The sequence below is a fragment of the Streptomyces sp. NBC_00775 genome, from assembly GCF_036347135.1.
Classification (GTDB): domain Bacteria; phylum Actinomycetota; class Actinomycetes; order Streptomycetales; family Streptomycetaceae; genus Streptomyces; species Streptomyces lutosisoli.
Genome location: NZ_CP108938.1, coordinates 4,626,805 through 4,650,972, shown reverse-complemented (window position 1 = coordinate 4,650,972; position 24,168 = coordinate 4,626,805). Strand labels below are relative to the sequence as shown.

The following is a 24,168-nucleotide window of genomic DNA, read 5'->3' as shown; positions in this document are numbered from 1 at the left end:
CACAGCCTGTGGACAACGAAACGGCCCTCGAACCGATCGCGTTAACATGACGAGAAATCGTCCGGTACCCCGAGCGGACTGGAACGGAAGGCCGCCGTCGAGTGAGTACATTCCCACAGCCAGACCCCAAGGACCGCCCCGCGCGGCTCACTGTCGGCGTTGTCGGCGCCGGCCGTGTCGGCCCCGCGCTCGCGGCGGCCCTCCAGCTCGCCGGGCACCGCCCGGTGGCCGTCTCCGGGGTCTCCGACGCGTCCAAGCGGCGGGCCGCCGAGCTGCTGCCCGACGTGCCGCTGATGTCCCCGGCGCAGGTCCTGGAGCGCGCGGAGCTGGTGCTGCTGACCGTCCCGGACGATGCCCTGCCCGGGCTCGTCGAGGGACTGGCCGAGACGGGCGCCGTACGGCCGGGACAGCTGCTCGTGCACACCTCCGGGCGGTACGGCGCGCGGGTGCTCGACCGGGCGCTCCGGGCGGGCGCACTGCCCCTCGCGCTGCACCCCGCGATGACATTCACCGGCACCCCTGTGGACGTCCAGCGGCTGGCCGGATGCTCCTTCGGGGTCACCGCGCCCGAGGAGCTGCGGCTGGCCGCCGAGGCCCTGGTGATCGAGATGGGCGGCGAGCCCGAGTGGATCGCCGAGGAGAGCCGGCCGCTCTACCACGCGGCCCTCGCGCTCGGCGCCAACCACCTGGTGACCCTGGTGGCCGAGTCCATGGAGCTGCTGCGCGCCGCGGGCGTGGAGGCCCCCGACCGGATGCTGGGCCCGCTGCTCGGCGCCGCCCTGGACAACGCCCTCAGGTCGGGCGACGCGGCCCTCACCGGGCCCGTCGCGCGCGGGGACGCGGGCACGGTCGCCGCGCACGTCGCCGAGCTGCGCAAGCACGCCCCGCAGACCGTCGCGGGCTATCTCGCGATGGCCCGCGCCACCGCCGACCGCGCGCTCGCCCATGGACTGCTCAAGCCGGAACTGGCCGAGGACCTTCTGGGGGTACTCGCCGACGGCGCGACCCTGCCGGACGACGGGAGCGACCGATGACCACCGCCCTGCTGCGCACCGCCGACGAGCTGCACGCACGCGCACGCGCGGGCCGCCGAGCCGTCGTGATGACCATGGGCGCCCTCCACGAGGGCCATGCCACGCTGATCCGCGCCGCCCGCGAGATCGCCGGAGACCAGGGCGAAGTGGTCGTCACCGTCTTCGTGAACCCGCTCCAGTTCGGCAAGGGCGAGGACCTCGATCGCTACCCGCGCACCCTCGACGCCGACCTCAAGATCGCCGAACAGGCGGGCGCGGACGTCGTGTTCGCCCCTGCCGCGGACGAGGTCTACCCCGGCGGTGAGCCCCAGGTCCGCGTCAGCGCGGGCCCCATGGGCGAGCGCCTGGAGGGTGCCGTGCGCCCCGGCCACTTCGACGGCATGCTCACCGTCGTCGCCAAGCTGCTGCACCTCACCCGGCCCGACGTGGCGCTGTACGGGCAGAAGGACGCCCAGCAGCTCGCCCTGATCCGCCGTATGGTGCGCGACCTGAACTTCGGCGTGGAGATCGTCGGGGTGCCCACCGTGCGCGAGGAGGACGGGCTCGCCCTCTCCAGCCGCAACCGCTACCTCTCGCCCGAGGAGCGGCGCACCGCGCTCGCCCTCTCCCAGGCCCTGTTCGCGGGCCGCGACCGGCACGCCGCCCAGGAGGCCCTGCGCGCGCGTGCCCGCGAAGTGCCCGCCACGCGTGCGCGTGCCGAGGCGCTCAGCGCGATCGGCGAGTCCCGCGCGGCGGCCGACGCGCACGCCGTCGCCAAGGCAGTCCCCGCCGAACACTCCGGCGTCCGCGCCGCCGCCCGCCTCGTCCTGGACGAGGCCGCCCGCCTCAGGCCGCCGCTGGTCCTGGACTACCTGGCGCTGGTCGATCCCTCCGACTTCACCGAGATCGAGGACGACTTCACCGGCGAGGCGGTCCTCGCCGTCGCCGCCCGGGTCGGGACGACCCGGCTGATCGACAACATCCCCCTCACCTTCGGAGCCGCCTCGTGACCGGCAAAGGCACAGATCCAGGTACTGGTACAGGTACTGGCATACGACTGCACGCGCCCGCCCCCGGCTGGGCCCTCACCGCGGACGTCGTGGTCGTCGGCTCCGGAGTCGCCGGACTCACCGCGGCCCTGCGCTGCGAGGCCGCCGGCCTGCGGACCGTCGTGGTCACCAAGGCCCGCCTCGACGACGGCTCCACGCGCTGGGCGCAGGGCGGCATCGCCGCGGCCCTCGGCGAGGGCGACACCCCCGAACAGCACCTCGACGACACCCTCGTGGCGGGCGCGGGCCTGTGCGACGAGGACGCCGTACGCATCCTGGTCACCGAGGGACCCGACGCCGTACGCCGTCTCATCGCGACCGGCGCGCACTTCGACGAGTCGGCCGAGGGCGACCTGGAACTGACCCGCGAGGGCGGCCACCACCGCCGCCGCATCGCGCACGCGGGCGGCGACGCGACCGGCGCGGAGATCTCCCGGGCGCTTGTCGAGGCGGTACGCGCGCGTGGACTGCGTACGGTTGAGAACGCGCTCGTCCTGGACCTCCTCACGGACGCCGACGGCCGCACCGCGGGTGTGACCCTGCACGTCATGGGAGAGGGCCAGCACGACGGCGTGGGAGCCGTGCACGCCCCCGCCGTGGTCCTCGCGACCGGCGGCATGGGCCAGGTCTTCTCCGCCACCACCAACCCCTCCGTCTCCACCGGCGACGGAGTGGCGCTCGCCCTGCGCGCCGGGGCCGAGATCAGCGACCTCGAATTCGTGCAGTTCCACCCGACCGTGCTGTTCCTCGGCCCGGACGCGGAGGGCCAGCAGCCCCTGGTCTCCGAGGCGGTACGCGGCGAGGGCGCCCACCTGGTCGACGCGGACGGCGTGCGCTTCATGGCCGGGCAGCACGAGCTGGCCGAGCTGGCGCCCCGGGACATCGTCGCCAAGGGCATCATGCGCCGCATGCTGGAGCAGGACGCGGAGCACATGTTCCTCGACGCCCGGCACTTCGGCGCCGACATGTGGGAGCACCGCTTCCCGACGATCCTGGCCGCCTGCCGCACCCACGGCATCGACCCGGTCACCGAGCCCGTCCCGGTCGCCCCGGCCGCCCACTACGCCTCCGGAGGCGTCCGCACGGACGCACGGGGCCGCACCACGGTGCCGGGCCTGTACGCGTGCGGCGAGGTCGCCTGCACCGGCGTCCACGGCGCCAACCGGCTCGCCTCGAACTCCCTCCTTGAGGGCCTGGTCTACGCCGAGCGCATCGCGGCCGACATCGCGGACAGCCGCTCGGAAAACGGCCTCCACGCGCGCGTGCCGGAGCCGGTCCCGCACCCCGAGAAGCCCGCGCACCCGCTGCTCGCCCCGGAAGCCCGGTTCGCGATCCAGCGGATCATGACGGACGGCGCGGGTGTCCTGCGCTCGGCCGAGTCCCTCACCCAGGCCGCCGACCGCCTCCAGCAGCTCCACGCGGACGCGCGCGACGCCCTCGACGAGAACGGCAAGACCTCCGAGCCCGGAGTCGACACCTGGGAGGCCACCAACCTCCTGTGCGTGGCCCGCGTCCTGGTCGCCGCCGCCCGTCTGCGCGAGGAGACCCGCGGCTGCCACTGGCGCGAGGACCACGCCGACCGGGACGACACGGACTGGCGCCGCCATATCGTCGTACGGCTGAATCCCGACCGGACGCTGGCCGTACACACCACGGACACCGCAGACTTCCCCCCGACCCTCCCCCAAGCGCTCGACTCCGTTCGAGCAGGGGGGACCCCCATGCCCCAGCCGGCGCCCCGTTCTCAGGAGCAGTGACAGCAGTGAGCACCCCCGACCTTCCCCTCGCCCAGAGCGGCGGCTGCGGCGATGGCTGCGGCTGCGGCGCCGACATGGACGAGGCGTACCTGGAGTGCGGCCTCGACCCCGCGCTCGCCCAGCTCCTTGCCGACGCCGGTCTCGACCCCCTTGAGGTCGAGGACATCGCGAACGTGGCCATCCAGGAGGACCTCGACCACGGCGTGGACGTGACGACCGTCGCGACCATCCCCGAGGACGCCGTCTCCACCGCCGACTTCACCGCCCGGGACGCGGGCGTCGTCGCGGGTCTGCGGGTGGCCGAGGCGGTCGTCTCCGTGGTCTGCACCGACGAGTTCGCCGTGGAGCGGCATGTCGAAGACGGCGACCGCGTCGAGGCGGGCCAGAAGCTCCTCAGCGTCACGACCCGCACCCGCGACCTGCTGACGGCCGAGCGCAGCGCGCTGAACCTCCTGTGCCGCCTCTCCGGCATCGCGACGGCCACGCGCGCGTGGGCGGACGCCCTGGAGGGCACCGAGGCCCGCGTACGCGACACCCGCAAGACGACGCCGGGCCTGCGCGCCCTGGAGAAGTTCGCGGTGCGCTGCGGCGGCGGCGTCAACCACCGCATGTCGCTCTCGGACGCGGCCCTGGTGAAGGACAACCACGTGGTCGCCGCGGGCGGCGTGGCGCAGGCCTTCAAGGCCGTACGGGAGGCCTTCCCGGAGGTCCCGATCGAGGTCGAGGTCGACACCCTGCACCAGCTGCGCGAGGTCGTGGACGCGGGCGCCGACCTGATCCTTCTGGACAACTTCACGCCCGTCGAGTGCGAGGAGGCCGTCGCCCTCGTCGCCGGCCGCGCCCTCCTGGAGGCCTCGGGCCGCCTCACCCTCGCCAACGCCGAGGCGTACGCCAAGACGGGCGTCGACTACCTGGCGGTGGGCGCCCTCACGCACTCCTCGCCGATCCTGGACATCGGCCTCGACCTGCGCGAGGCGTCGACGGACGAGGCGGAGTAGGACAGATGCTCCTCACGATCGACGTCGGCAACACGCACACCGTCCTCGGCCTCTTCGACGGGGAGGAGATCGTCGAGCACTGGCGCATCTCCACGGACGCCCGTCGCACCGCCGACGAGCTCGCCGTGCTCCTCCAGGGCCTCATGGGCATGCACCCGCTGCTCGGCGAGGAACTCGGCGACGGCATCGACGGCATCGCCATCTGCTCGACGGTTCCGTCCGTGCTGCACGAGCTGCGCGAGGTCACTCGGCGGTACTACGGCGATGTCCCCGCCGTACTGGTCGAACCCGGTATCAAGACCGGCGTACCGATCCTGATGGACAACCCCAAGGAGGTCGGCGCCGACCGGATCATCAACGCGGTGGCCGCCGTCGAGCTCTACGGGGGGCCGGCCATCGTCGTCGACTTCGGTACGGCGACGACGTTCGACGCGGTGTCGGCGCGGGGCGAGTACACGGGTGGTGTCATCGCTCCGGGTATCGAGATCTCCGTGGAGGCGCTCGGTGTGCGGGGTGCCCAGCTGCGCAAGATCGAGTTGGCGCGGCCGCGGGCGGTGATCGGCAAGAACACCGTCGAGGCCATGCAGGCCGGCATCGTGTACGGCTTCGCCGGGCAGGTCGACGGAGTCGTCAGCCGGATGGCGCGCGAACTCGCCGACGACCCCGACGACGTCACCGTCATCGCCACGGGGGGCTTGGCTCCCATGGTTCTCGGCGAGGCGTCCGAAATCGACGAACACGAGCCATGGCTCACCCTGATCGGCCTCCGCCTGGTGTACGAGCGCAACGTGTCCCGTACGTAAGGGTGCTCGCCCCCGCCGCCCCTACCCGTCCCATCGGGTGCGGGTGGGTGGGGCCTGGTCCAAAAGATTGCGCAGTTCCCCGCGCCCCTATTCAGGGGCGCGGGGAACTGCGCAATCTTTTAGGGGGGGCTGGGGGCGCAGCCCCCAGGGATGGGACGGGTAGGGGCGGCGGGGGCGAAGAAACGCACGGCGCGCGCCGCCGGTATGACGGATTTTGTCTGATTAGCGCGTATCGTCGGCGCATGCCCACGCCATACGGATCCCGCGGCGGCATGGCGTTCGGTGCGGAGGAGCTGCGTGTGCTCCGCCGCGCTCTCGCCCTCGCCCTGCACCCCCGCCCCGCCTCCGCAGAGGACGTCCAGGACTGCCTCCGTCTCGCCGAGTCCGTCGATGAGGCGACCCGCGAGGGAGCCAGGCTCCGGGCCTTCCTGCTGGCCGACCTCGCCCGCTACCGAGCCGCGCTGCCGGGCACCGCCGGCGGCTACCTCGTCCTCCTGGAGGAGGCGCTGTGCGCCGGCTACCGGCCGGACCCCGACGACCTCGCCGCACTCCGCGCCCTGCGCGGCAATCCCGTCGCGGCAGCCCTCCTGGACCGCTGCCAGGACCTCGCCGAGCAGGACGTACGCAGCCGCCTGGCGGGCCGTGCGACTCCCGCAGTCCCGCAGTCCCGCACGCGCCTGCTGGCCATCCCTGGAGGCCGGGCCTCCGAGGAACCCGTCAAGAAGCCCGCGGACAGGCCCGCGACGGGACCGAAGCCGCAGTCCCAGCCCCCGGTGAAGACCCCGCGCCCGGACCGGCCCATCCCCACGCCGGGCGAGGTCTTCCCGCCGAAGCGCAAGCCCGCACCGCCACCGGCGAACCCCCCTCAACAGCTCGCGGCGGGGTAGTTACCCTGGAGGCATGGACTATGTCTCCGCGCTCGTGCCCCCCGTAGTGATGGCCGTGTTCTTCATCGGGCTGATCGTGACGATCGTGAAGACCCAGGGTGGGGCCAACAAGGCCAAGGAGGACGCGTTCGTCGACGCGGCCCTCGCGCGCGCGGAGAGCGCTCGCCAGGCCCCCCGGGACCAGCACGCCAAGGGCTGATTCCCGCACCGCACGGAAGCTCACCGGCGTACGACTCATACGTTTTTCGAGTCGTACGCCCTTTTTGTTGCCGATCTCCCACTATTGTTCTGAACTGTGCCTCGCCCATTGGGAGAACTCGAAGACGCGGTCATGACGCGGGTGTGGAAGTGGAACCGCCCGGTGACCGTTCGAGAAGTCCTGGAAGATCTTCAGCAGGAACGGTCCATCGCCTACACCACGGTGATGACCGTTTTGGACAATCTCCATCAGAAGGGCTGGGTGCGCCGTGAAGCGGAAGGCCGGGCCTATCGATATGAGGCGGTCTCCACACGTGCCGCCTACGCAGCCGCACTGATGAACGATGCCTGGTCGCAGAGTGACAACCCCGCCGCCGCTCTCGTCGCCTTCTTCGGCATGATGTCCCCGGAACAGCGCGAAGCCCTGCGCGATGCCGTGCGTATGGTCGCGGGACCGGAAACCCCCGCGCCCGAGAACCCGGCGCAGAACCCGGCCCGGAACCCGGCGGACGAGAACCCCGCCGCCACTGAGGGCGACGGCGGGCGATAGCGTCCGCTCATGCCAGCAGAGCATCCCGCGGAGCTTCCAGCAGAGCTTCCGGCACAGCATCCCGAAGCCACCGCAAAAGCCATCACCGTCCGGCGGGCCAGGACCAGCGATGTCGCGGCCGTACGCCGCCTCCTTGACGCGAACGTGCGCCGCCGCATCCTGCTCGACAAAGCGACGGTGACGCTTTACGAGGACATCCAGGAGTTCTGGGTGGCCGAACGGGACGACAACGCCGAGGTGGTGGGCTGCGGTGCCCTGCATGTGATGTGGGAAGACCTGGCGGAAGTCCGCACTCTCGCGGTGAACCCCGCGGTCAAGGGCCTCGGTGTCGGTCATCAGTTGCTGGAGAAGTTGCTGCAGACCGCCCGCTGGCTCGGCGTTCGACGAGTTTTCTGTCTGACCTTCGAAGTGGACTTCTTCGCGAAGCACGGCTTCGTGGAGATCGGCGAGACACCCGTCGACACCGATGTCTACGCGGAGCTCCTGCGTTCCTATGACGAGGGCGTGGCGGAGTTCCTCGGTCTCGAACGAGTGAAACCGAACACCTTGGGCAACAGTCGGATGCTTCTGCATCTGTGATCGCCGACAACTATTCCGGCGGACTGCCTTGCCCAGGGTCTCTATGTCCGAAACGCGCATGTTTCCGGTCTGCCAGTGCCCTGTGAGTCTCCCCCAGGGGTTTGTGTTTTTCCAGCAAAAGCGGTTTGCTTTCCGACGTACTGCAGTACTGCATATAACAGGGGACGGCGAAACGGCGGACGCCGCAGACCCCCGGCCCTGAAGTTATCGATGAAAGGAAATCCGGTGGCACAGAAGGTTCAGGTCCTTCTTGTCGACGACCTCGACGGTGGCGAGGCGGACGAGACCGTGACGTTCGCGCTGGACGGCAAGACGTACGAAATCGATCTCACGACCGCCAATGCGGACAAGCTCCGTGGCCTTCTCGAGCCCTACGTGAAGGGTGGTCGTCGTACCGGAGGCCGTGCTTCGGGCGGACGCGGAAAGGCGCGCGTCGCTTCCGGTGGCAGCCAGGACACCGCGCAGATCCGCGCTTGGGCGAAGGAGAACGGCTTCGAGGTCAATGACCGTGGCCGAGTTCCCGCGACCATTCGTGAGGCCTACGAGAAGGCCAACGGCTGAGCGCACGCGCGCCGCAGCCTTACCCGATGGCACTGCGTCGCCATCGTTTCGACGAGTCGTACGAGATCGGGGGCGCCCCCACCGCCCCCTCCGACCGCTCCGCCGCCCAGCGCCGACAGCGTCGGCAGTGTCGGCTCGACCTCGCAGCCAGGCTCCGGGGGCCGCAGCCAGACGGCGGCCCCTCGCGAGCCCGTCTGTGTTTCCACCGGCGCTCGCCTTCCCGGTGGAAGTTCCCTTCCAGGTGGCAGCGAAGCCTCGATTCCCGGGGGCAGTGGAGCCTCGATTCCGGGTGACAGCGGAGCCCTGATTCCGGGTGGCAGCGGAGCCTCGATGCTCCCGCCCGCGCCGATCGCCGTGAGGTCCAGCGAGAGTGCGCCCCACTCCAGCCAGTCGAGCAGCCCCGGCAGCTCGTCCGCGCTGCCCGCGGCCACGAGAAGCCGCATCCGTTCTCCGTGCAGCGCCACGGGAGAGGCGGGCCCCAGATGCCGCAGCGCCGCGAATCCCGCCTCCGCCGGCACCTCCAGGACGTCGAAGCGCAGGCCCGTGACCAGCCGTACCGGCGACCCGGGCACTGTCGCCCAGCCCAGTTCGTTCTCGTACCACCGCTGCACCGGATCGGCCGGGCCGAGCGGCCGACGCGGGAGAGGAACCGTGGGAACCATGCCAGGAGCAACCGCTGGAAGGGCCCCGGAGTTACGCTGGGTGTTCCGGCGATTGCGCAGAGTGCCGGAAAGGGGGGCGCTCGGGAGCGTTCGGCGGCGCAAGGATGTTCGCCCATAGCGGAGGGAACCGGTGCGCGCCGCATGGAGTGTCAGTGCGTACGGGTAAGACATCCCTAGTGGGAGGGGCGACACGCGTGGATCGGGCATCTCACGTTCGCCATCGGCGTACAGATGGTGAGGGTATCTGCCTGGCCTGCGGGAACATCGTCTCGCACCATCAGGTTGGAGCATATGTCGGCGTTCGGGGTCAGGAGGCCAAGGACGGTGTCGGCAGTTGGAATGAGCGGTCCCCGCTTGCGGGACTAAGCTGCGGAAGGACAGGGAGGGGAGCGTCCCCTTACTGCCTGACCGCTCTGAGGAGCGATTAACGATGTTCGAGAGGTTCACCGACCGCGCGCGGCGGGTTGTCGTCCTGGCTCAGGAAGAAGCCCGGATGCTCAACCACAACTACATCGGCACCGAGCACATCCTCCTGGGCCTGATCCACGAGGGTGAGGGTGTCGCCGCTAAGGCCCTGGAGAGCCTCGGGATTTCGCTCGAGGCGGTCCGCCAGCAGGTGGAGGAGATCATCGGCCAGGGCCAGCAGGCGCCCTCGGGCCACATTCCCTTCACCCCTCGTGCCAAGAAGGTCCTGGAGCTGTCGCTCCGCGAGGCCCTTCAGCTGGGCCACAACTACATCGGCACGGAGCACATCCTGCTCGGCCTGATCCGTGAGGGCGAGGGCGTCGCCGCCCAGGTCCTGGTCAAGCTGGGCGCAGACCTCAACCGGGTGCGGCAGCAGGTGATCCAGCTGCTCTCCGGATACCAGGGCAAGGAGACCGCCACCGCCGGTGGTCCTGCCGAGGGCACCCCCTCCACGTCCCTGGTCCTCGATCAGTTCGGCCGGAACCTCACCCAGGCCGCTCGTGAGTCCAAGCTCGACCCGGTCATCGGGCGCGAGAAGGAGATCGAGCGGGTCATGCAGGTGCTGTCCCGCCGTACGAAGAACAACCCGGTCCTGATCGGTGAGCCCGGCGTCGGCAAGACCGCCGTCGTCGAGGGCCTCGCTCAGGCCATCGTCAAGGGCGAGGTGCCCGAGACCCTCAAGGACAAGCACCTCTACACCCTGGACCTCGGCGCGCTGGTCGCCGGCTCCCGCTACCGCGGTGACTTCGAGGAGCGCCTGAAGAAGGTGCTCAAGGAGATCCGCACCCGCGGCGACATCATCCTGTTCATCGACGAGCTCCACACGCTGGTCGGTGCGGGTGCCGCCGAGGGCGCCATCGACGCGGCTTCGATCCTGAAGCCCATGCTGGCCCGTGGCGAGCTGCAGACCATCGGTGCGACGACGCTCGACGAGTACCGCAAGCACCTCGAGAAGGACGCGGCCCTTGAGCGCCGCTTCCAGCCGATCCAGGTGGCGGAGCCTTCCCTCCCCCACACGATCGAGATCCTCAAGGGCCTGCGCGACCGCTACGAGGCTCACCACCGCGTCTCCATCACGGACGAGGCACTGGTCCAGGCCGCGACGCTCGCGGACCGCTACATCTCGGACCGGTTCCTGCCCGACAAGGCGATCGACCTGATCGACGAGGCGGGCTCCCGGATGCGCATCCGCCGGATGACCGCTCCGCCGGACCTCCGCGAGTTCGACGAGAAGATCGCGGGCGTGCGCCGCGACAAGGAGTCCGCGATCGACTCGCAGGACTTCGAGAAGGCCGCCTCCCTCCGCGACAAGGAGAAGCAGCTCCTGGCCGCGAAGGCCAAGCGGGAGAAGGAGTGGAAGGCCGGCGACATGGACGTCGTCGCCGAGGTCGACGGCGAGCTGATCGCCGAGGTCCTGGCCACGGCCACGGGCATCCCGGTCTTCAAGCTGACCGAGGAGGAGTCCTCGCGTCTGCTCCGCATGGAGGACGAGCTCCACAAGCGGGTCATCGGCCAGAAGGACGCCATCAAGGCGCTCTCGCAGGCGATCCGTCGTACGCGAGCGGGTCTGAAGGACCCGAAGCGTCCCGGTGGTTCGTTCATCTTCGCCGGCCCCTCGGGTGTCGGTAAGACCGAGCTCTCGAAGACCCTCGCCGAGTTCCTCTTCGGTGACGAGGACGCGCTGATCTCCCTCGACATGTCGGAGTTCAGCGAGAAGCACACGGTGTCGCGTCTCTTCGGTTCGCCCCCCGGATACGTGGGCTACGAAGAGGGCGGCCAGCTGACCGAGAAGGTCCGCCGCAAGCCGTTCTCCGTCGTCCTCTTCGACGAGGTGGAGAAGGCCCACCCGGACATCTTCAACTCGCTGCTGCAGATCCTGGAGGACGGTCGCCTGACCGACTCCCAGGGCCGGGTCGTGGACTTCAAGAACACGGTCATCATCATGACGACCAACCTCGGCACGCGGGACATCTCCAAGGGCTTCAACCTCGGCTTCGCGGCCTCCGGTGACACGAAGACCAACTACGAGCGCATGAAGACCAAGGTCAACGACGAGCTGAAGCAGCACTTCCGCCCGGAGTTCCTGAACCGTGTCGACGACACGGTGGTCTTCCACCAGCTCACCGAGGAAGACATCATCCAGATCGTCGACCTCATGATCGCCAAGGTGGACGAGCGGCTGAAGGACCGGGACATGGGCATCGAGCTCAGCCCGACCGCCAAGTCGCTCCTCGCGAAGAAGGGTTACGACCCCGTCATGGGTGCCCGGCCGCTGCGCCGGACCATCCAGCGCGAGATCGAGGACATCCTCTCCGAGAAGATCCTCTTCGGCGAGCTGCGTCCCGGCCACATCGTGGTCGTCGACACGGAGGGCGAGGGCGACACCAAGGCCTTCACCTTCCGCGGTGAGGAGAAGTCGGCGCTGCCTGACGTCCCGCCGATCGAGCAGGCGGCCGGCGGCGCCGGGCCCAACCTGAGCAAGGACGCGTAACCTCCGGGTTCGCTGAACAGAGGGGCTGCCCTGGGACTTCGGTCCTGGGGCAGCCCCTTTTTGTGTGTCAGCGAACCGCGCGGCCGTCCGGGATGCCGAAGCGTTTGCCTCCGATGACCCGAACAAAACGGCCGTCACTTGTCACGGTCAATTGGAGATCTGGCAGTGCGCGCAGTGGGCGTAGATCCAGAGGGGCCTCGGCGCGGGCGCCCGGCTGAAGACTGAGCGAAAGGCGGGAGAGCGCGGGGAAGGCCGAGGGCAGGACGGCCACATCACTCCAGTCGACGACCCCTGACAGCCGCAGAACCGTGACGCGAGGCAGTGGGCGCATGCCGCTCAGTTCGGAGAGGGAACGGACCATGGTCTCGACGCGGTTGATCCGGTCCGTCGCACGGACGCAGTCCCAGAACCTGGTGGGGGACAGCGGGCACGGCAGGGTGAGGTCGGTCAGCGACTCCCATGCTTCAAGGCCTGTGGTATCCAGCATCCGTGGCACGGGGAGATCGAGACGAGTGACGGTCGGGTGGGCGGGGAGGGATGCCACCGCGGTGAGATGGGGAGCGTTGAGCGTCAGCGAGCGGAGCCGGGGAATGGCTCGTACGTACTCCAGCGCGTCAGCGGGCAGGGGCTGGAGCTGGAGGCTGATGGAGCTCAGAGAAGACATCGTCGCCAGGGGTGAGACGTCCGTGAGTGATGGGCAGGACGACAGGCTCAGCCGGTTCAGGCACTCTTCCTGAGTGCGCAGAAAGGCCAGGTCCTCCAGGACCAGCATTCTGCGCAGAGTCAGTGTGGTGACTTTCGGGAGTGGAGCTTCCTGGAGCTCCTTCGACGAGAAGGGCCCGGTGAGCGTGAGGTCGTTGGCGCCGGGCAGCAGCCGCAGCAGCGACAGTTGCTCCTTGGTGGTCACCAGCAGGCGATGGTCGGCCAGGTTGGCCACGTGTCCGAGGACTTCGAGGGCGTACTCCTCGGCGGGAAAGTTGTCCCACGCAGTGACGAGCCGAGAGACGGCTGGGCGCCACGCGTCCGGGAGGGAAACGAGGCGACCCGCGTAGGGAATGGTCTCGGCGCCTCCGATTCTGGAGACGAGGAGTGCGATCCGGGACTGCTGCACGCTCGACAAGCCGCCGGGGTCCGGCAGGAACGGCAGGACGTAGGGCCCCAGCCGGGCCAGTTGGGCGGTCTGTGTCACGGAGGCGGAGGAGACGAGGCCGCTGATGTGGTCACGGATACGGTCGCGTAGATCCTTCTCCAGCCATGCCGCGTGCTCGGAGCAGAGGGCGGACAGGACGAGGAGCTGGGTGCGCAGGGGCTCCGGAGTGTCCCGGGCCTCCGCCTTGGCGAGGAGTCCGGTCAGCAACTCCCTGATTTCTCGGCGGCAATGGCCCGACGCCAGCAGGATGACGTCGTGCCACAGTTCGTCGTCGGCATTGCGTACGAGTTCCTTCAGGGAGCCGCTTTCGACGAGTTCCTTCGCGGCGAGGAAATCCTGGAACGTGCGGTGGATGAACTGGTAGGAATCCTCGGCGCGTTCCTGGAGCAGGCCCGAGCGGTTGAGGAGGTGTGTGAGGACCTCCTCGGTCGTGCCCTGGCTCCGTACGCGTTCCATGCCCGCCAGGGCGGCTTCGAGTTGGGGACGGGCCTGGGCGCGGGTGAATTCGGACTGGCCGCAGCGGACCAGCCAGACCGCGATGCGCTGGAGGATCTGGTGGTGTTCCTCGACGGACATGGTGATGCCGTCGGGCGCGTCCACTCCACGGCGCTTGTCGCGGTTGCCGAGAAGCATCTCCAGGGCCGACTGGTACAGCTTGAAGCGGGTCTCCGGAAGAAATCCCTGGAGGCGGCGGTGGAGTGCGCAGATCACCGCGCACAGGAGCGGAGTGCGGGCCAGGTCGCTGAGAGCGGGATTGTGGCGGAACTGCTGGGACAGGTCCCTTTCCAGTTCGCGCAGCAGATCGTGGTCGTCGTCGTCCAGGCGGGCGGCGCGATGCCAGGCCTTGATGAACGTCTGGATGTCGTCGTCGCGCATCGGCAGGAGCCGTAACTCCTCGAACTGCTCCGACTCGAGCCAGTCGGGCTCGACGGCGAGGGGACGTACGGTGGCGACGCAGCGCGTGCCCGGGAAACGCCGCAGCAGGGCGGACAGCCAGTGGTGCGCTTCCTCGCGGTCGGTCTGCGGGACCTCGTCCAGGCCGTCGACGAGCAGGAGGGCGCGTCCCGCACGCAGGACCCGGCCCACCCAGCCTTCGGGCGGCTCGTCCATCCCCAGTTTCGCCGCGTGCGGGAGCTGGGACGGGGACGGGAAGTCCACCCGCTGGGCGCGCAGGGTCCGTAGCGGGACGACGAAGGGGACGAGGCCGTTGAGCCCGGCCAGGCTGGGGCCGTGGGTGCCCGAGGCGGAGTGGGCTGCCAGCCACCATGTCAGCGTCGTCTTGCCGGCGCCCGCGTCACCGCGCAGCAGGACGCGGGGGCGGGTGGACAGGAGCGTTTCGACGCGCTGGGGGGTGCGGTCCGTCCGGGACGACCTCTGCCGCGTCGTCGTGGTGTCCAGGTTGCGCGCGTCGGCCTCCGAGATGCGGGTCGCCGCCTCCAGGCTCAGATACGCGGTGTCCAGGTCCCATTCGGCTTCGCGGCGGCTGAGATCGTCCAGGCCGAAGATCTTGGTCTTGTGATAGGTGGCGCCGACGGCCTGCGCGTACTCCGCCTCGTAGATGCGGTCCAGCGGGTGGTGGTGGCTGATCGGTTCGCTGAGCGGCAGGTCGTACGGCATGTCCTTCAGGTCGCTGATCAAGGTGCCCTCGGCGCGGAGGTGGCCGCGCCCGCGGGGGATGGCGCCGACGATGCCGAGCAGGACGTCGCCCGCGAAGACCGGGGCGCCGGACAGGCCCGCCAAGGGGGAGGGGCCGTCGGGGAGTTCGACGGCGGGCGGCTGGTCGAAGGCGAACGTGAGGACGGAGTGGGGGCGGGCCGCGGCCGGCAGGACCGTGCCCGCGTACTGGTCGGAGGCGAGGTGACCTTCCGGGCCCCGGCGCTGGACGTCCGGGTAGCCGATGGTCTCGCAGTGCCGGAGCGGCTGGGTGGTGTCCAGGTGGCCGATGCGGACGTGGGAGGAGCAGGGGAGGTCGGCGTTCGTGAGCAGCAGGGCCGCGTCCAGTCCGGCGTCCTGCCATATGACCTGGGCGGTGATCGGCTCCGCGCTGCCGGGATGGGCGATCTCCGGTGCCGGGCCGGCGCCGATGACGTGGGCGCAGGTGAGGACGAGGCGGCTGTTGAGGGCGACTCCGCTGCCCTGTGCCTGACCCAGTACGACCACCGCCCGGTCGGCCGGACCGGCGGCCGGGGTCATCGCGCCGTGGGCGGGTTGGGTACCTGGCCGAAGGCCGAGGTGCTGCCCTGCCGCTCGTTGCCGACCTGCCACGGGGCGTTGGTCCGCGCGTCCCGCGGGGTGAGGGTGAAGGCGACGCGGTGTGTCCGGCCCGTCTCGCGCGAGGTGTCGGCTCCCGCCTCGACGACCCAGGCCTTGACCTTGCCGCTTCCCTTCACCTCCTTGCGCAGCTCAAGCGTGAATTCCATCTCGATGGCACCGACTTCGAACGACACGGGCTGACCCGATGCCCGTGTCGCGGCCTCGATGAGTTGGTCGCGGACCGAGGCGATGGCGTCGGAGAGTTCGATGCCGTCCAGGTCGGTTGCGCGCGGCGAAGTGGCGGTCATGATCCCCCGGTATCCCTCAAAATCCCGTGCAAGTAGCTGGATTTTACGGGGTGTTGAGGCACCCGCGAACGATGTTGAGACAGTCGGCCGGGGTGCGGTTCACGGGGCCGGGGCTGGGCGGTGTGGTGTAGCCGCCGTCACATTCCAGGGATCCTGGATCTTGCCGCCCGGTGACATGACGCACAGGCGATTTGTCCGTTACTAGGGCGAATAGTGGAAAGACAAGAACGGGCAAAAAGGACCTTTGGCCTGGAACCCGGAGGGCGGGTTGCGCATCAGGGTGTGCCCTGGGGGACACGGAGTTTTTCGGTGGGGCGCGACGCCTCTAAGTGGGGCTAAACGTCATTTGACAGGAGAAATCCGGAAGGCCCCCGTACGGGATGTCCGCGCTGTCAAGGATCGCCAAGTTGTGGGGGTTAAGTACTACTAAAGGTCGTAGATGGGCGGTTTGGGGGTCTGTGGGGTCGCGGGTTACCAAGAGGGACCCCATCCGGTGGCCGGTTGTGCGCCGGGTGGTGTTTGTGTCCTTGTCCCCGTCTCCGCGAGGTCCCCATGTCGAAGCGCGTCACGTCCCGTCACTCCCGCATGTCCCGTATCCGCACAGGGGCGGCCGTCCTGGCCGTCGGGCTGGGTGCCTCGGTCGTGCTGGGCGCCGGGGTCGCGGGCGCCGCCGAGACCAGCCTCGTCAGCACCGGAACCGTCACGGCGGCGAACGCCGTGCAGACGCAGGCCGCCGCCCAGGCCAAGGCCGCCGCCACGGCGAAGACCGCGGCCGCCGCCAAGGCCGCCGCCGCTAAGGCCGCCGCCGCGACCGCCGCGAAGGCCGCCGCCGCGAAGGCCGCCTCCTGGGTCGACCCGGTGAAGAAGTACACCCTGTCCGCCAGCTTCAACCAGGCCGGCAGCATGTGGCAGTCCACCCACTCCGGGCAGGACTTCGCCGTGCCCAGCGGCACCGAGGTCGTCGCCGCGCACGGCGGCACCGTCGTCAAGACCGGCGGCAACGGCGCCGGTGACGGTCCCGCGTACGGCAACGCCATCGTCATCAAGCACGGCAACGGGACCTACTCGCAGTACGCCCACCTGTCGCGCATCGACGTGAAGGTCGGCCAGATCGTCGCCACCGGCCAGCACATCGCGCTCTCCGGCAACACCGGCAACTCCAGCGGGCCGCACCTGCACTTCGAGATCCGTACGACCGCGAACTACGGGTCCGCCATCGACCCGGTCGCCTTCCTGCGCACCAAGGGCGTGACGGTCTAACCGTTCCGCTCCGCTCCGTCCCGCCCCGCTCAGGGCGCGGTGGCGCCGCCGTGCGCCTGTGTCACCAAGTCGATCGCGACCTCCAGGACCGCCTTGCGCTTGTCCTCGGGGTCGCCTTCGACGTCCTTGAGGACGAACATCCCGGCGTGCATCGAGAAGAGCGCGCTGATGCAGCGGACCTGGTCCTTCAGATCGGCGTCCGGCTCCTTGAGCAGGTCGATCATCCGGATCATGCGGTCCTTGAAGTCCTCGCCCGTGCGCAGCTCGCGTACGGTCGCCTGGTTCTCCTGCATGAAGCGGAAGAGCGGGGCCGCGTCGGCGAGGGCCTCGCTGTAACGGTGCAGGATCTCCTGCTTCGTCGCCAGCGTGCGCGGCTGCTGCCTGCCCCACTCGATCAGCTCGTCCATGGGCCTGGACAGGTCCTGGAAGAGGCTGATCAGGATGTCTTCCTTGGTCTTGAAGTGGTAGTAGAGCGCCGCCTTCGTGACGTCGAGGTGCTCGGCGATCTCGCGCAGCGAGGTCTTCTCGTAGCCCTGCTCGGAGAAGAGTTCGAGGGCCACGTCCTGGATGCGCTGGCGGGTGTCCCCGCGGCGCTGTCGCTTGGTGCCGTCCATGGTGCCGCCCATCCTCGTACTCCTTGCGCTCCCTGAAAACTTACCTGTCGCCCGGCTAGTGAAACCACTTAAACTTACTTGACGCCCGGCTAGTTGCGGGTCTAGTTTCCCTGAGTGTAGTCAACTTGCCGGGCGGCAAGTAAGTAGCCGGCGGCGACAGCTGTACCTGAGCGGTACCTAGGGGAGTGGGAACGATGGCGGACAGCACCGAAGCGGCCATACAGGCCGGAAAACAGGCCGGAGACCAGGGCGGGCAACCAGGCGGGGAGCAGCCGCGCAGCGTACGGGTCGTGCTGCTCGCGCTCATGATCGCGATGCTGCTGGCGATGCTCGACAACATGATCGTGGGCACGGCGATGCCGACGATCGTCGGCGAACTGGGCGGCCTCGAACACCTGTCGTGGGTCGTCACCGGGTACACGCTCGCCACCGCCGCCTCCACCCCCATCTGGGGCAAGCTCGGCGACATGTACGGGCGCAAGGGCGCCTTCATGACCTCGATCGTGCTCTTCCTGATCGGCTCCGCGCTCAGCGGCATGGCCCAGGACATGGGCCAGCTCATCGGCTTCCGCGCCATCCAGGGCCTCGGCGCCGGTGGTCTGATGGTCGGTGTCATGGCGATCATCGGTGACCTCATTCCGCCCCGCGAGCGCGGCAAGTACCAGGGCATGATGGCCGGCGTGATGGCGTTCGCCATGATCCTTGGACCGCTGGTCGGCGGCACCATCACCGACCACTGGGGCTGGCGCTGGTCCTTCTACATCAACCTGCCGCTCGGCGTCGTCGCGCTGCTCGCCGTCAGTGCCGTACTGCACCTGCCGAAGAAGCGGAAGCAGGGCACCATCGACTACCTGGGTGCCGGTCTGCTGACCCTCGGCATCTCCTCGATCGTGCTGGTCACCACCTGGGGCGGCACCGAGTACGCCTGGGGCTCCGCCCGGATCATGGAGCTGATCGGGATCGGCGTCGCCTCGCTCGTGGGCTTCGTCTTCTGGCAGACCAAGGCCGCCGCGCCGATCATGCCGCTGCACATCTTCCGCAGCCGCAACTTCACGCTGATGTCGGTCATCGGCTTCATCACCGGTTTCGTGATGTTCGGCGCCGTGCTCTTCCTGCCGCTCTACCAGCAGTCCGTGCAGGGCGCGTCCGCCACCAACTCCGGGCTGCTGCTCCTGCCGATGCTCGGCGCGATGCTCGCCGTCTCGATGGTCGCGGGCCGGGTCACCACCAACAGCGGTCGCTACAAGGTCTTTCCGCTCGTCGGCAGTGTGCTGATGATCGTGGGACTCTTCCTGCTCGCGCAGATGGACACCGGGACCACCCGTCTCACGTCCGGGCTGTACATGGCGGTACTCGGCGCCGGCATGGGCTGCCTGATGCAGATCACCATGCTGGTCGCGCAGAACAGCGTCGAGATGAAGGACATGGGCGTCGCGTCCTCGTCGACCACGCTCTTCCGGACCCTGGGCTCCTCCTTCGGTGTCGCCATCATGGGTGCGCTGTTCAACCACCGGGTGCAGGACGTCATGACCGAGCGGGCCGGGGCACTCGGGTCCAAGATCACCGAGCAGTCCGCGCAGCTCGACGCGGCGAGTCTGGCGAAGCTGCCGGCTCCGGCGCGGGAGGCCTACCAGTTCGCGGTGTCCTCCGGTACGCACTCCGCGTTCCTGCTGGGGTCTGTCGTGGCTGTGGTCGCGCTGGTCGCCGCGGTGTTCGTGAAGGAGGTTCCGCTGAAGGGAGCGGGGGCGCCTGCGGCTGAGGCCGACGAGGGTGCGGTGCGGGACTCTGCGGCCACGGCGACCGTGGCCGAGGCGGTCTGACCTCTTACCTCTGACCTCTGATCCTCCTGGTCTGAAGGCCCCCGGCGTTGTCCGCCCCGGGGGCCTTCTCCTGGGTTTTCGCCCCCGCCGCCCCTACCCGTCCCATCCCTGGGGGCTGCGCCCCCAGACCCCCGCTAAAAGATTGCGCAGTTCCCCGCGCCCCTAAAAGGGGCGCGGGGAACTGCGCGATCTTTTGGGCCAGCCCCCACCCACCCGCACCCGACACACAACCGAACGGGGTCGAAGGGGCGGAGCCCCTGGGGATGGGACGGGTAGGGGCGGCGGGGGCGAAGGACCCCCCCCGTGGCAGCATCGAATCGTGGACAAGATGCGGCAGTTGCGGCTTGCCAAGGATGCGATGGATCGGGACTGGGCCGAGCCCGGGCTCGATCTTGATGTGGTGGCGGCGCATGCCGGGTACTCGCGGTATCACTTCATACGGGCTTTCAAGGCGGCGTACGGCGAGACGCCCGGACAGTATCTGACGCACCGTCGTATCGAGCGGGCGGAGGAGATGCTGCGCAGCGCGAATCTGTCGGTGACGGAGATCTGCAACCTGGTCGGGTTCAGCAGCCTCGGCACGTTCTCGGCGAGCTTCAAGACGTGGACAGGGCTGACACCGAGCGCGTACCGGGCCAAGCATGTGGGGCAGGGGGCCGCGCTCATACCGGGGTGTTACGCGATGTTGTGGGCCGGGGGATTCAGGCACAGGTCCACAGCCGCCGAGGACCGCAACTCTGGAGAAGCACGCTGAGCAGCCCCGCGCCTACCGTGACGAACAGGAAGCGAAACCACAGCGAATCCCACCCCGCACAGGAGAGCAGAGCGATGATCAAGGGCCTGGGCATCACCACCGTCTGGACGTTCGACCAGGAGCGCACCAAAGCCTTCTTCACCGAGAAGCTCGACTTCGAGGTGCACGACGACCTGGCCATGGGCGACATGCGGTGGATCACTGTGGGCGCCAAGGACCAGCCGGATGTGGAGCTGGCCCTGATGAGCCTGGACGGGCCGGGGCTCGACCCCGAGTCCGCGGAGGCGCTCAAGAAGCTGGTCGGCAAGGGCGCGCTGGGCGCCGGCGCGTTCCGTACGGACAACTGCCGCGGGGACTACGAGACGTTCAAGGCGCGCGGCGTGGAGTTCCTCCAGGAACCCAAGGAGCGGCCGTACGGCGTCGAGGCGATCTTCCGCGACGACAACGGCAACTGGTACTCACTCACCGAGCGCAGCGACGAACTCGACTTCTCGAAGGACTTCGACGGCTAGCACCCGACAGCTGGGACCCGAAGGGGACTAGGGCAGCATCGGATAGCTTCCCGTGTCCGTCGGCGCGTGCTCCGGCAGCCACAGCACCGCCACCGCGCCCTCGGCGGGTACGCCGTCCGGTGCGCCCGCGGGCCGTACGTTGCGGAAGGTCAGCCGGGCGCCCAGCACCCGGGCCTGGCCCGCGGCGATGGTGAGGCCCAGGCCGTGGCCGTGGCCCGCGCGGTCGGTGCTGCCGGTGCGGAAGCGGCTCGGGCCCTCGGCGAGCAGCGCCTCCGGGAAGCCGGGACCGTGGTCGCGGACGCGGATGACCCGGCCCTCGACGGTGACCTCGATGGGCGGTTTGCCGTGCCGGGAGGCGTTCGCGAGGAGGTTGAACAGGACGCGCTCCAGACGGCGCGGGTCCGTCGTGACCTCCGACTCGTGCACCACCCGCACCTCGACGTCCGGGTCCTTGGCTGCCACCCGCCGCGACACGAACTCGCCGAGCAGGATGTCCTGCAGCTCGGCCCGTTCGGACGCGCCGTCGAGCCGGGCGACCTCCAGGACGTCCTCGACGAGGGTGCGCATGGCCTGCGCCCGGTCCCGGACGAGTTCGGTGGGGCGGCCGGGCGGCAGCAGTTCCGCCGCCGTCAGCAACCCGGTCACCGGCGTACGCAGCTCGTGCGCGATGTCCGCCGTCACCCGGCGCTCGGCCTCGATGCGCTGCTGGAGCGCGTCCGCCATGGCGTCCACGGCACGCGCGAGGTCGTCGGTCTCGTCGCGGACGACACCGCCGATCGCGTCCCGTACCCGTACGTCGGTCTCGCCCTTGGCGACCTGGTTCGCGGCGGCGGCGGCCTTGCGCAGCCGGCGCGACAGCTGGCCGCCGATGAGCACGCCGAGCGCGCTGCCGCCGAAGACGACCGCGATGGAGCCGATGACGAGGGCCTGGTCGAGGTCCTTCATGACGTCGGCGTTGCGGTCCGTGAACCGCTCGTGCCAGGACAGCACCCGGCCGTCCCTGAGCGGCACGGCGGCCCAGATGTCGGGCACCCCGTTCGGGCCGTCGGACACATAGGTGGCCCGCCGTCCCTCCGAGACCTTCGCCAACAGGTCGGCCGGGATGGCCGGGTCGTCGATCTTGGCTCCGAAGGGGGGCGGCCGGCCGGGCCCGTACATGCGCTCCGCGAGCTGGATGCGCTCGTCCGCCAGATCGCGTGAGTTGTCGAGCATCGAGACGCGGGCCGCGTTGTGCACGACCAGGCTCAGCGCGACCGCCACGAGCGCGCCGACCAGCGCGATCGCGGCGCTGAGCTTCCACCTGATGCCCGTACGGATGCCCCCGGCTCCGAACGGGCCACCGGCCGCGCCGCTGCCGCCGCCCAGGCCCGGTCCCGTACCGCCGCCCGGTCCCGCACCTCGGCCCCGTCTCCCGCCGCCGCCCGGACTCATCGAACCCCGACGCTGAAAAATCCCCCGCATACCCCTGCTCAGGCCTTCAACTTGTAGCCGAAGCCGCGGACCGTCTCGATCCGGTCCTGGCCGATCTTCGTACGCAGCCGCTGCACATGCACGTCGACGACGCGGGTGTCCCCGCCCCAGCCGTAGTCCCACACACGTTCGAGCAGCTTGTCGCGGCTCAGCACCGTACCCGGCGCGGAGGAGAACTCCAGGAGCAGCCGCATCTCGGTGGGCGTCAGCGCCACCGGCGTACCGCCCTTGAGGACCTCCATGCCCTCGGTGTCGATCTCCAGGTCGCCGAAGGCGAGCACGCCGCCGTCCATCGAGGCGGGGCCGTCGCCCGCCGCGCCCTGGCCGCCGTTCGCGTGCCCGAAGCGGCGCAGCACCGCACGGATGCGGGCGACCAGGACGGCACCGTCGAAGGGCTTGGTCACATAGTCGTCGGCGCCCGCCTCCAGGCCCAGCACGACGTCGATCGAGTCGGCGCGGGCCGACAGCATGATCACGGGGACGGTCGACTCGTCACGGATGCGGCGGCACAGGGAGACACCGTCGAGGCCGGGCACCATGACATCCAGCAGGGCGATGTCGGGGCGGTCCGCGCGGAACGCCTCCAGGCCGGACAGTCCGTCGGGCATGGCGGTGACCGCGAAGCCGTCGCGCTCCAGGGCGAGTTGCGTGGCCTCGCGGATGACGTCGTCGTCCTCGACGAACAGGACGTGGGTCTGCTCTGCCATGCGGCTGCTCCGTCTGCTCTCAGTTCGAGGGGGCGGGCGTGTCGGCGCCGCCCACCGCGTTGCTGTACTCGTTGTGGATCCGCGAGTCCTCGGTGAATCGGGTCGCGGACCAGCCGTAGGTGATCACTTCTTCGCTGGAGGGATACGACACAGGGTCGCCCTTCTTGTACAGCTGCTGGGTGACCACCAGGTCGCCCCGGTCGATCTCGGCGTAGACCGGAGGCTCCTCGGCCTTGAAGACGTTCTGGTACCTGCCGTCCTGCTCGCGGTACACGTACGAACCGACGCCCACGGCATCGCCGCAGGTCATCACGTTGACCACGATGTCGTCCGCCGACCCCCCGGTCAGATCCCCGTACGACACGTCGACCGGGTACTCGTCGGCGACACACGGCTTCAGATCGCGCTTGACCGACGCGCTGACCTCCGGGTCGTCCTTGACGAGCTGGACCGCGTCCACCCGCTGGGGTGTCCTGCTGGGCGAGGCGGAGGCGGTGGGCGTGGCGGCGCCCTTGGCCACCGCGTCACTGCCCGCCGGACCCTCGTCGCGGGCACCCGTACCGCCCGTGGCGCAGGCGGTCAGGAAAAGGCCGAGGGCGGCGAGCACGGCCGCTGCCGTACTCCCCGCCTTCAGGACCCCTCTGGCCCGAATTCCTAGGCCGCGCAACGCTCCCGCTCCTCACCCGGTTCGAGCGCGCGGGCGCCGCGCTCGTCGTAGTCCCGGCTCTCCAGCTCCTCGCGGAGCCGGGCCAGCGCCCGGTGCAGCGTGCTCTTGACCGTTCCGGCCGACATGCCAAGCGCGGCGGCCGTCTCCTCGGTGGACATCTGCTCCCAGTGTCGCAGCACCACGACGCTGCGCTGCTTGGGAGCGAGAACCTTCATGATGTCCATAAGGAGCGCCCGGTCCGCGTGCTGCTCGGTGGAGTCGTCGACGGACGCGTCCGGCAGCTGCTCGGTCGGAACCTCCTCCAGCTTCCGGGCCCGCCACCACTCGGTACGCGTATTGATCATCACGCGGCGCAGGTAGGCGTCGGCCAGCCGCTTGTCCGCGATGCCGTCCCAGCGGCCGTACGTCCGTACGAGCGCGGTCTGCAGCAGGTCCTGGGCATCGACCGGGTCGGGGACCAGGCGGCGGGCACTGCGCAGCAGCGCGTCCTGCCGGGTGCGGACGTACTCCTCGAATTCGAGCACCTCGCCGTGCGCCATGATCAACCGCCTCCATCCCCGTTTCCGACCTGCCTGCTGCCGGTTGTCCGTTACCTCTGCGCCGCGTTGTCTGCGGTACGCAAATGAAGCTACGGAGGCGT

At 69.6% G+C, this 24,168-nt stretch carries 23 protein-coding genes; 15 read left to right on the top strand and 8 right to left on the bottom strand.

Going from position 1 to position 24,168, the window contains the following annotated elements; genetic code table 11:
* Nucleotides 1-101: 101 nt before the first annotated feature.
* The 10 genes from OIC96_RS20715 to OIC96_RS20670 all read left to right on the top strand — a co-directional run bounded on the left by OIC96_RS20715 (nucleotide 102) and on the right by OIC96_RS20670 (nucleotide 8,395).
* Complete coding sequence (locus OIC96_RS20715) at nucleotides 102-1,034, top strand: Rossmann-like and DUF2520 domain-containing protein (RefSeq protein ID WP_330306419.1); 933 nt, start codon at nucleotides 102-104, stop codon at nucleotides 1,032-1,034.
* Nucleotides 1,031-2,023 (top strand): pantoate--beta-alanine ligase, encoded by a 993-nt coding sequence (gene panC / locus OIC96_RS20710; protein WP_330306420.1) that lies wholly within the window; start codon nucleotides 1,031-1,033, stop codon nucleotides 2,021-2,023. The genes OIC96_RS20715 and panC overlap by 4 nt, the downstream gene beginning before the upstream one ends.
* The gene (locus OIC96_RS20705) at nucleotides 2,020-3,819 is read left to right on the top strand and encodes an L-aspartate oxidase (RefSeq protein WP_330306421.1); all 1,800 of its coding nucleotides are present in this window, start codon (nucleotides 2,020-2,022) and stop codon (nucleotides 3,817-3,819) included. The genes panC and OIC96_RS20705 overlap by 4 nt, the downstream gene beginning before the upstream one ends.
* Before the next feature lie 5 nt (nucleotides 3,820-3,824).
* A complete protein-coding gene (nadC, locus tag OIC96_RS20700) occupies nucleotides 3,825-4,817 on the top strand; it encodes a carboxylating nicotinate-nucleotide diphosphorylase (RefSeq protein ID WP_330306422.1) in 993 nt (330 codons plus the stop codon).
* A 5-nt stretch (nucleotides 4,818-4,822) separates the two neighbouring features.
* Nucleotides 4,823-5,620, top strand: coding sequence for a type III pantothenate kinase (locus OIC96_RS20695; protein WP_327430628.1), 798 nt, complete (start codon nucleotides 4,823-4,825; stop codon nucleotides 5,618-5,620).
* A 272-nt stretch (nucleotides 5,621-5,892) separates the two neighbouring features.
* Nucleotides 5,893-6,507 (top strand): hypothetical protein, encoded by a 615-nt coding sequence (locus tag OIC96_RS20690; RefSeq protein ID WP_330310227.1) that lies wholly within the window; start codon nucleotides 5,893-5,895, stop codon nucleotides 6,505-6,507.
* 13 nt (nucleotides 6,508-6,520) lie between these two features.
* Nucleotides 6,521-6,706, top strand: a complete 186-nt coding sequence (locus OIC96_RS20685) for a hypothetical protein (RefSeq protein WP_330306423.1) — start codon at nucleotides 6,521-6,523, stop codon at nucleotides 6,704-6,706.
* 96 nt (nucleotides 6,707-6,802) lie between these two features.
* Nucleotides 6,803-7,255, top strand: a complete 453-nt coding sequence (locus OIC96_RS20680; protein WP_330306424.1) for a BlaI/MecI/CopY family transcriptional regulator — start codon at nucleotides 6,803-6,805, stop codon at nucleotides 7,253-7,255.
* A 9-nt stretch (nucleotides 7,256-7,264) separates the two neighbouring features.
* Complete coding sequence (locus tag OIC96_RS20675; RefSeq protein WP_330306425.1) at nucleotides 7,265-7,834, top strand: amino-acid N-acetyltransferase; 570 nt, start codon at nucleotides 7,265-7,267, stop codon at nucleotides 7,832-7,834.
* A 225-nt stretch (nucleotides 7,835-8,059) separates the two neighbouring features.
* Nucleotides 8,060-8,395, top strand: a complete 336-nt coding sequence (locus tag OIC96_RS20670) for a histone-like nucleoid-structuring protein Lsr2 (protein WP_330310228.1) — start codon at nucleotides 8,060-8,062, stop codon at nucleotides 8,393-8,395.
* Here OIC96_RS20670 and OIC96_RS20665 read toward each other — a convergent pair.
* Nucleotides 8,374-9,057, bottom strand: a complete 684-nt coding sequence (locus OIC96_RS20665) for an SCO3374 family protein (RefSeq protein ID WP_330306426.1) — start codon at nucleotides 9,055-9,057, stop codon at nucleotides 8,374-8,376. The genes OIC96_RS20670 and OIC96_RS20665 overlap by 22 nt on opposite strands.
* A gap of 430 nt (nucleotides 9,058-9,487) precedes the next feature.
* On the opposite strand from OIC96_RS20665, the gene OIC96_RS20660 reads away from it, so the two are divergent.
* On the top strand, nucleotides 9,488-12,013 hold the full coding sequence (locus tag OIC96_RS20660) for an ATP-dependent Clp protease ATP-binding subunit (RefSeq protein ID WP_330306427.1): 2,526 nt from the start codon (nucleotides 9,488-9,490) through the stop codon (nucleotides 12,011-12,013).
* Nucleotides 12,014-12,080: 67 nt separating this feature from the next.
* Here OIC96_RS20660 and OIC96_RS20655 read toward each other — a convergent pair whose 3' ends face one another.
* Both OIC96_RS20655 and OIC96_RS20650 read right to left on the bottom strand, forming a co-directional pair.
* Nucleotides 12,081-15,356, bottom strand: coding sequence for an NACHT domain-containing protein (locus OIC96_RS20655; RefSeq protein ID WP_330306428.1), 3,276 nt, complete (start codon nucleotides 15,354-15,356; stop codon nucleotides 12,081-12,083).
* Nucleotides 15,353-15,724, bottom strand: coding sequence for a trypco2 family protein (locus tag OIC96_RS20650; protein WP_330306429.1), 372 nt, complete (start codon nucleotides 15,722-15,724; stop codon nucleotides 15,353-15,355). Before OIC96_RS20650 ends, OIC96_RS20655 begins: the two co-directional genes overlap by 4 nt.
* A gap of 552 nt (nucleotides 15,725-16,276) precedes the next feature.
* Between OIC96_RS20650 and OIC96_RS20645 the strand changes: the two genes are divergently transcribed.
* Nucleotides 16,277-16,984, top strand: coding sequence for a M23 family metallopeptidase (locus tag OIC96_RS20645; protein WP_330306430.1), 708 nt, complete (start codon nucleotides 16,277-16,279; stop codon nucleotides 16,982-16,984).
* 29 nt (nucleotides 16,985-17,013) lie between these two features.
* Here the strand turns inward: OIC96_RS20645 and OIC96_RS20640 are convergent, their stop codons facing one another.
* Nucleotides 17,014-17,610: a TetR/AcrR family transcriptional regulator gene (locus OIC96_RS20640; protein WP_330306431.1), complete on the bottom strand. Its 597-nt coding sequence runs from the start codon at nucleotides 17,608-17,610 to the stop codon at nucleotides 17,014-17,016.
* 182 nt (nucleotides 17,611-17,792) lie between these two features.
* Here OIC96_RS20640 and OIC96_RS20635 point away from each other — a divergent pair, with 182 nt between their 5' ends.
* The 3 genes from OIC96_RS20635 to OIC96_RS20625 all read left to right on the top strand — a co-directional run bounded on the left by OIC96_RS20635 (nucleotide 17,793) and on the right by OIC96_RS20625 (nucleotide 20,684).
* A complete protein-coding gene (locus tag OIC96_RS20635) occupies nucleotides 17,793-19,418 on the top strand; it encodes an MDR family MFS transporter (protein WP_330306432.1) in 1,626 nt (541 codons plus the stop codon).
* A 328-nt stretch (nucleotides 19,419-19,746) separates the two neighbouring features.
* The gene (locus tag OIC96_RS20630) at nucleotides 19,747-20,172 is read left to right on the top strand and encodes a helix-turn-helix transcriptional regulator (RefSeq protein ID WP_330310229.1); all 426 of its coding nucleotides are present in this window, start codon (nucleotides 19,747-19,749) and stop codon (nucleotides 20,170-20,172) included.
* Nucleotides 20,173-20,246: 74 nt separating this feature from the next.
* The gene (locus OIC96_RS20625; RefSeq protein ID WP_330306433.1) at nucleotides 20,247-20,684 is read left to right on the top strand and encodes a VOC family protein; all 438 of its coding nucleotides are present in this window, start codon (nucleotides 20,247-20,249) and stop codon (nucleotides 20,682-20,684) included.
* 27 nt (nucleotides 20,685-20,711) lie between these two features.
* Here OIC96_RS20625 and cseC read toward each other — a convergent pair whose 3' ends face one another.
* The 4 genes from cseC to OIC96_RS20605 are packed head-to-tail and all read right to left on the bottom strand — an operon-like array spanning nucleotide 20,712 to nucleotide 24,067.
* Entirely contained in the window at nucleotides 20,712-22,145 is a 1,434-nt protein-coding gene (gene cseC / locus OIC96_RS20620; RefSeq protein WP_330306434.1) for a two-component system sensor histidine kinase CseC, read from the bottom strand.
* An 8-nt stretch (nucleotides 22,146-22,153) separates the two neighbouring features.
* Nucleotides 22,154-22,861 (bottom strand): two-component system response regulator CseB, encoded by a 708-nt coding sequence (cseB, locus tag OIC96_RS20615; protein WP_330306435.1) that lies wholly within the window; start codon nucleotides 22,859-22,861, stop codon nucleotides 22,154-22,156.
* A gap of 19 nt (nucleotides 22,862-22,880) precedes the next feature.
* Nucleotides 22,881-23,528, bottom strand: a complete 648-nt coding sequence (locus OIC96_RS20610; RefSeq protein WP_330306436.1) for a hypothetical protein — start codon at nucleotides 23,526-23,528, stop codon at nucleotides 22,881-22,883.
* Complete coding sequence (locus OIC96_RS20605; RefSeq protein ID WP_327430645.1) at nucleotides 23,516-24,067, bottom strand: SigE family RNA polymerase sigma factor; 552 nt, start codon at nucleotides 24,065-24,067, stop codon at nucleotides 23,516-23,518. Before OIC96_RS20605 ends, OIC96_RS20610 begins: the two co-directional genes overlap by 13 nt.
* Nucleotides 24,068-24,168 lie beyond the last annotated feature (101 nt).

Coding starts and splice junctions, on each gene's coding strand:
- OIC96_RS20635 (WP_330306432.1), top strand. CDS start 17,793: ATGGCGGACAGCACCGAAGCGGCCATACAGGCCGGAAAACAGGCCGGA.
- OIC96_RS20645 (WP_330306430.1), top strand. CDS start 16,277: ATGTCGAAGCGCGTCACGTCCCGTCACTCCCGCATGTCCCGTATCCGC.
- OIC96_RS20605 (WP_327430645.1), bottom strand. CDS start 24,067: ATGGCGCACGGCGAGGTGCTCGAATTCGAGGAGTACGTCCGCACCCGG.
- cseC (WP_330306434.1), bottom strand. CDS start 22,145: ATGCGGGGGATTTTTCAGCGTCGGGGTTCGATGAGTCCGGGCGGCGGC.
- OIC96_RS20695 (WP_327430628.1), top strand. CDS start 4,823: ATGCTCCTCACGATCGACGTCGGCAACACGCACACCGTCCTCGGCCTC.
- panC (WP_330306420.1), top strand. CDS start 1,031: ATGACCACCGCCCTGCTGCGCACCGCCGACGAGCTGCACGCACGCGCA.
- OIC96_RS20665 (WP_330306426.1), bottom strand. CDS start 9,057: ATGGTTCCCACGGTTCCTCTCCCGCGTCGGCCGCTCGGCCCGGCCGAT.
- OIC96_RS20685 (WP_330306423.1), top strand. CDS start 6,521: ATGGACTATGTCTCCGCGCTCGTGCCCCCCGTAGTGATGGCCGTGTTC.
- OIC96_RS20655 (WP_330306428.1), bottom strand. CDS start 15,356: ATGACCCCGGCCGCCGGTCCGGCCGACCGGGCGGTGGTCGTACTGGGT.
- cseB (WP_330306435.1), bottom strand. CDS start 22,861: ATGGCAGAGCAGACCCACGTCCTGTTCGTCGAGGACGACGACGTCATC.
- OIC96_RS20675 (WP_330306425.1), top strand. CDS start 7,265: ATGCCAGCAGAGCATCCCGCGGAGCTTCCAGCAGAGCTTCCGGCACAG.
- OIC96_RS20690 (WP_330310227.1), top strand. CDS start 5,893: ATGGCGTTCGGTGCGGAGGAGCTGCGTGTGCTCCGCCGCGCTCTCGCC.
- OIC96_RS20625 (WP_330306433.1), top strand. CDS start 20,247: ATGATCAAGGGCCTGGGCATCACCACCGTCTGGACGTTCGACCAGGAG.
- OIC96_RS20650 (WP_330306429.1), bottom strand. CDS start 15,724: ATGACCGCCACTTCGCCGCGCGCAACCGACCTGGACGGCATCGAACTC.
- OIC96_RS20630 (WP_330310229.1), top strand. CDS start 19,747: ATGCGGCAGTTGCGGCTTGCCAAGGATGCGATGGATCGGGACTGGGCC.
- OIC96_RS20640 (WP_330306431.1), bottom strand. CDS start 17,610: ATGGGCGGCACCATGGACGGCACCAAGCGACAGCGCCGCGGGGACACC.
- OIC96_RS20660 (WP_330306427.1), top strand. CDS start 9,488: ATGTTCGAGAGGTTCACCGACCGCGCGCGGCGGGTTGTCGTCCTGGCT.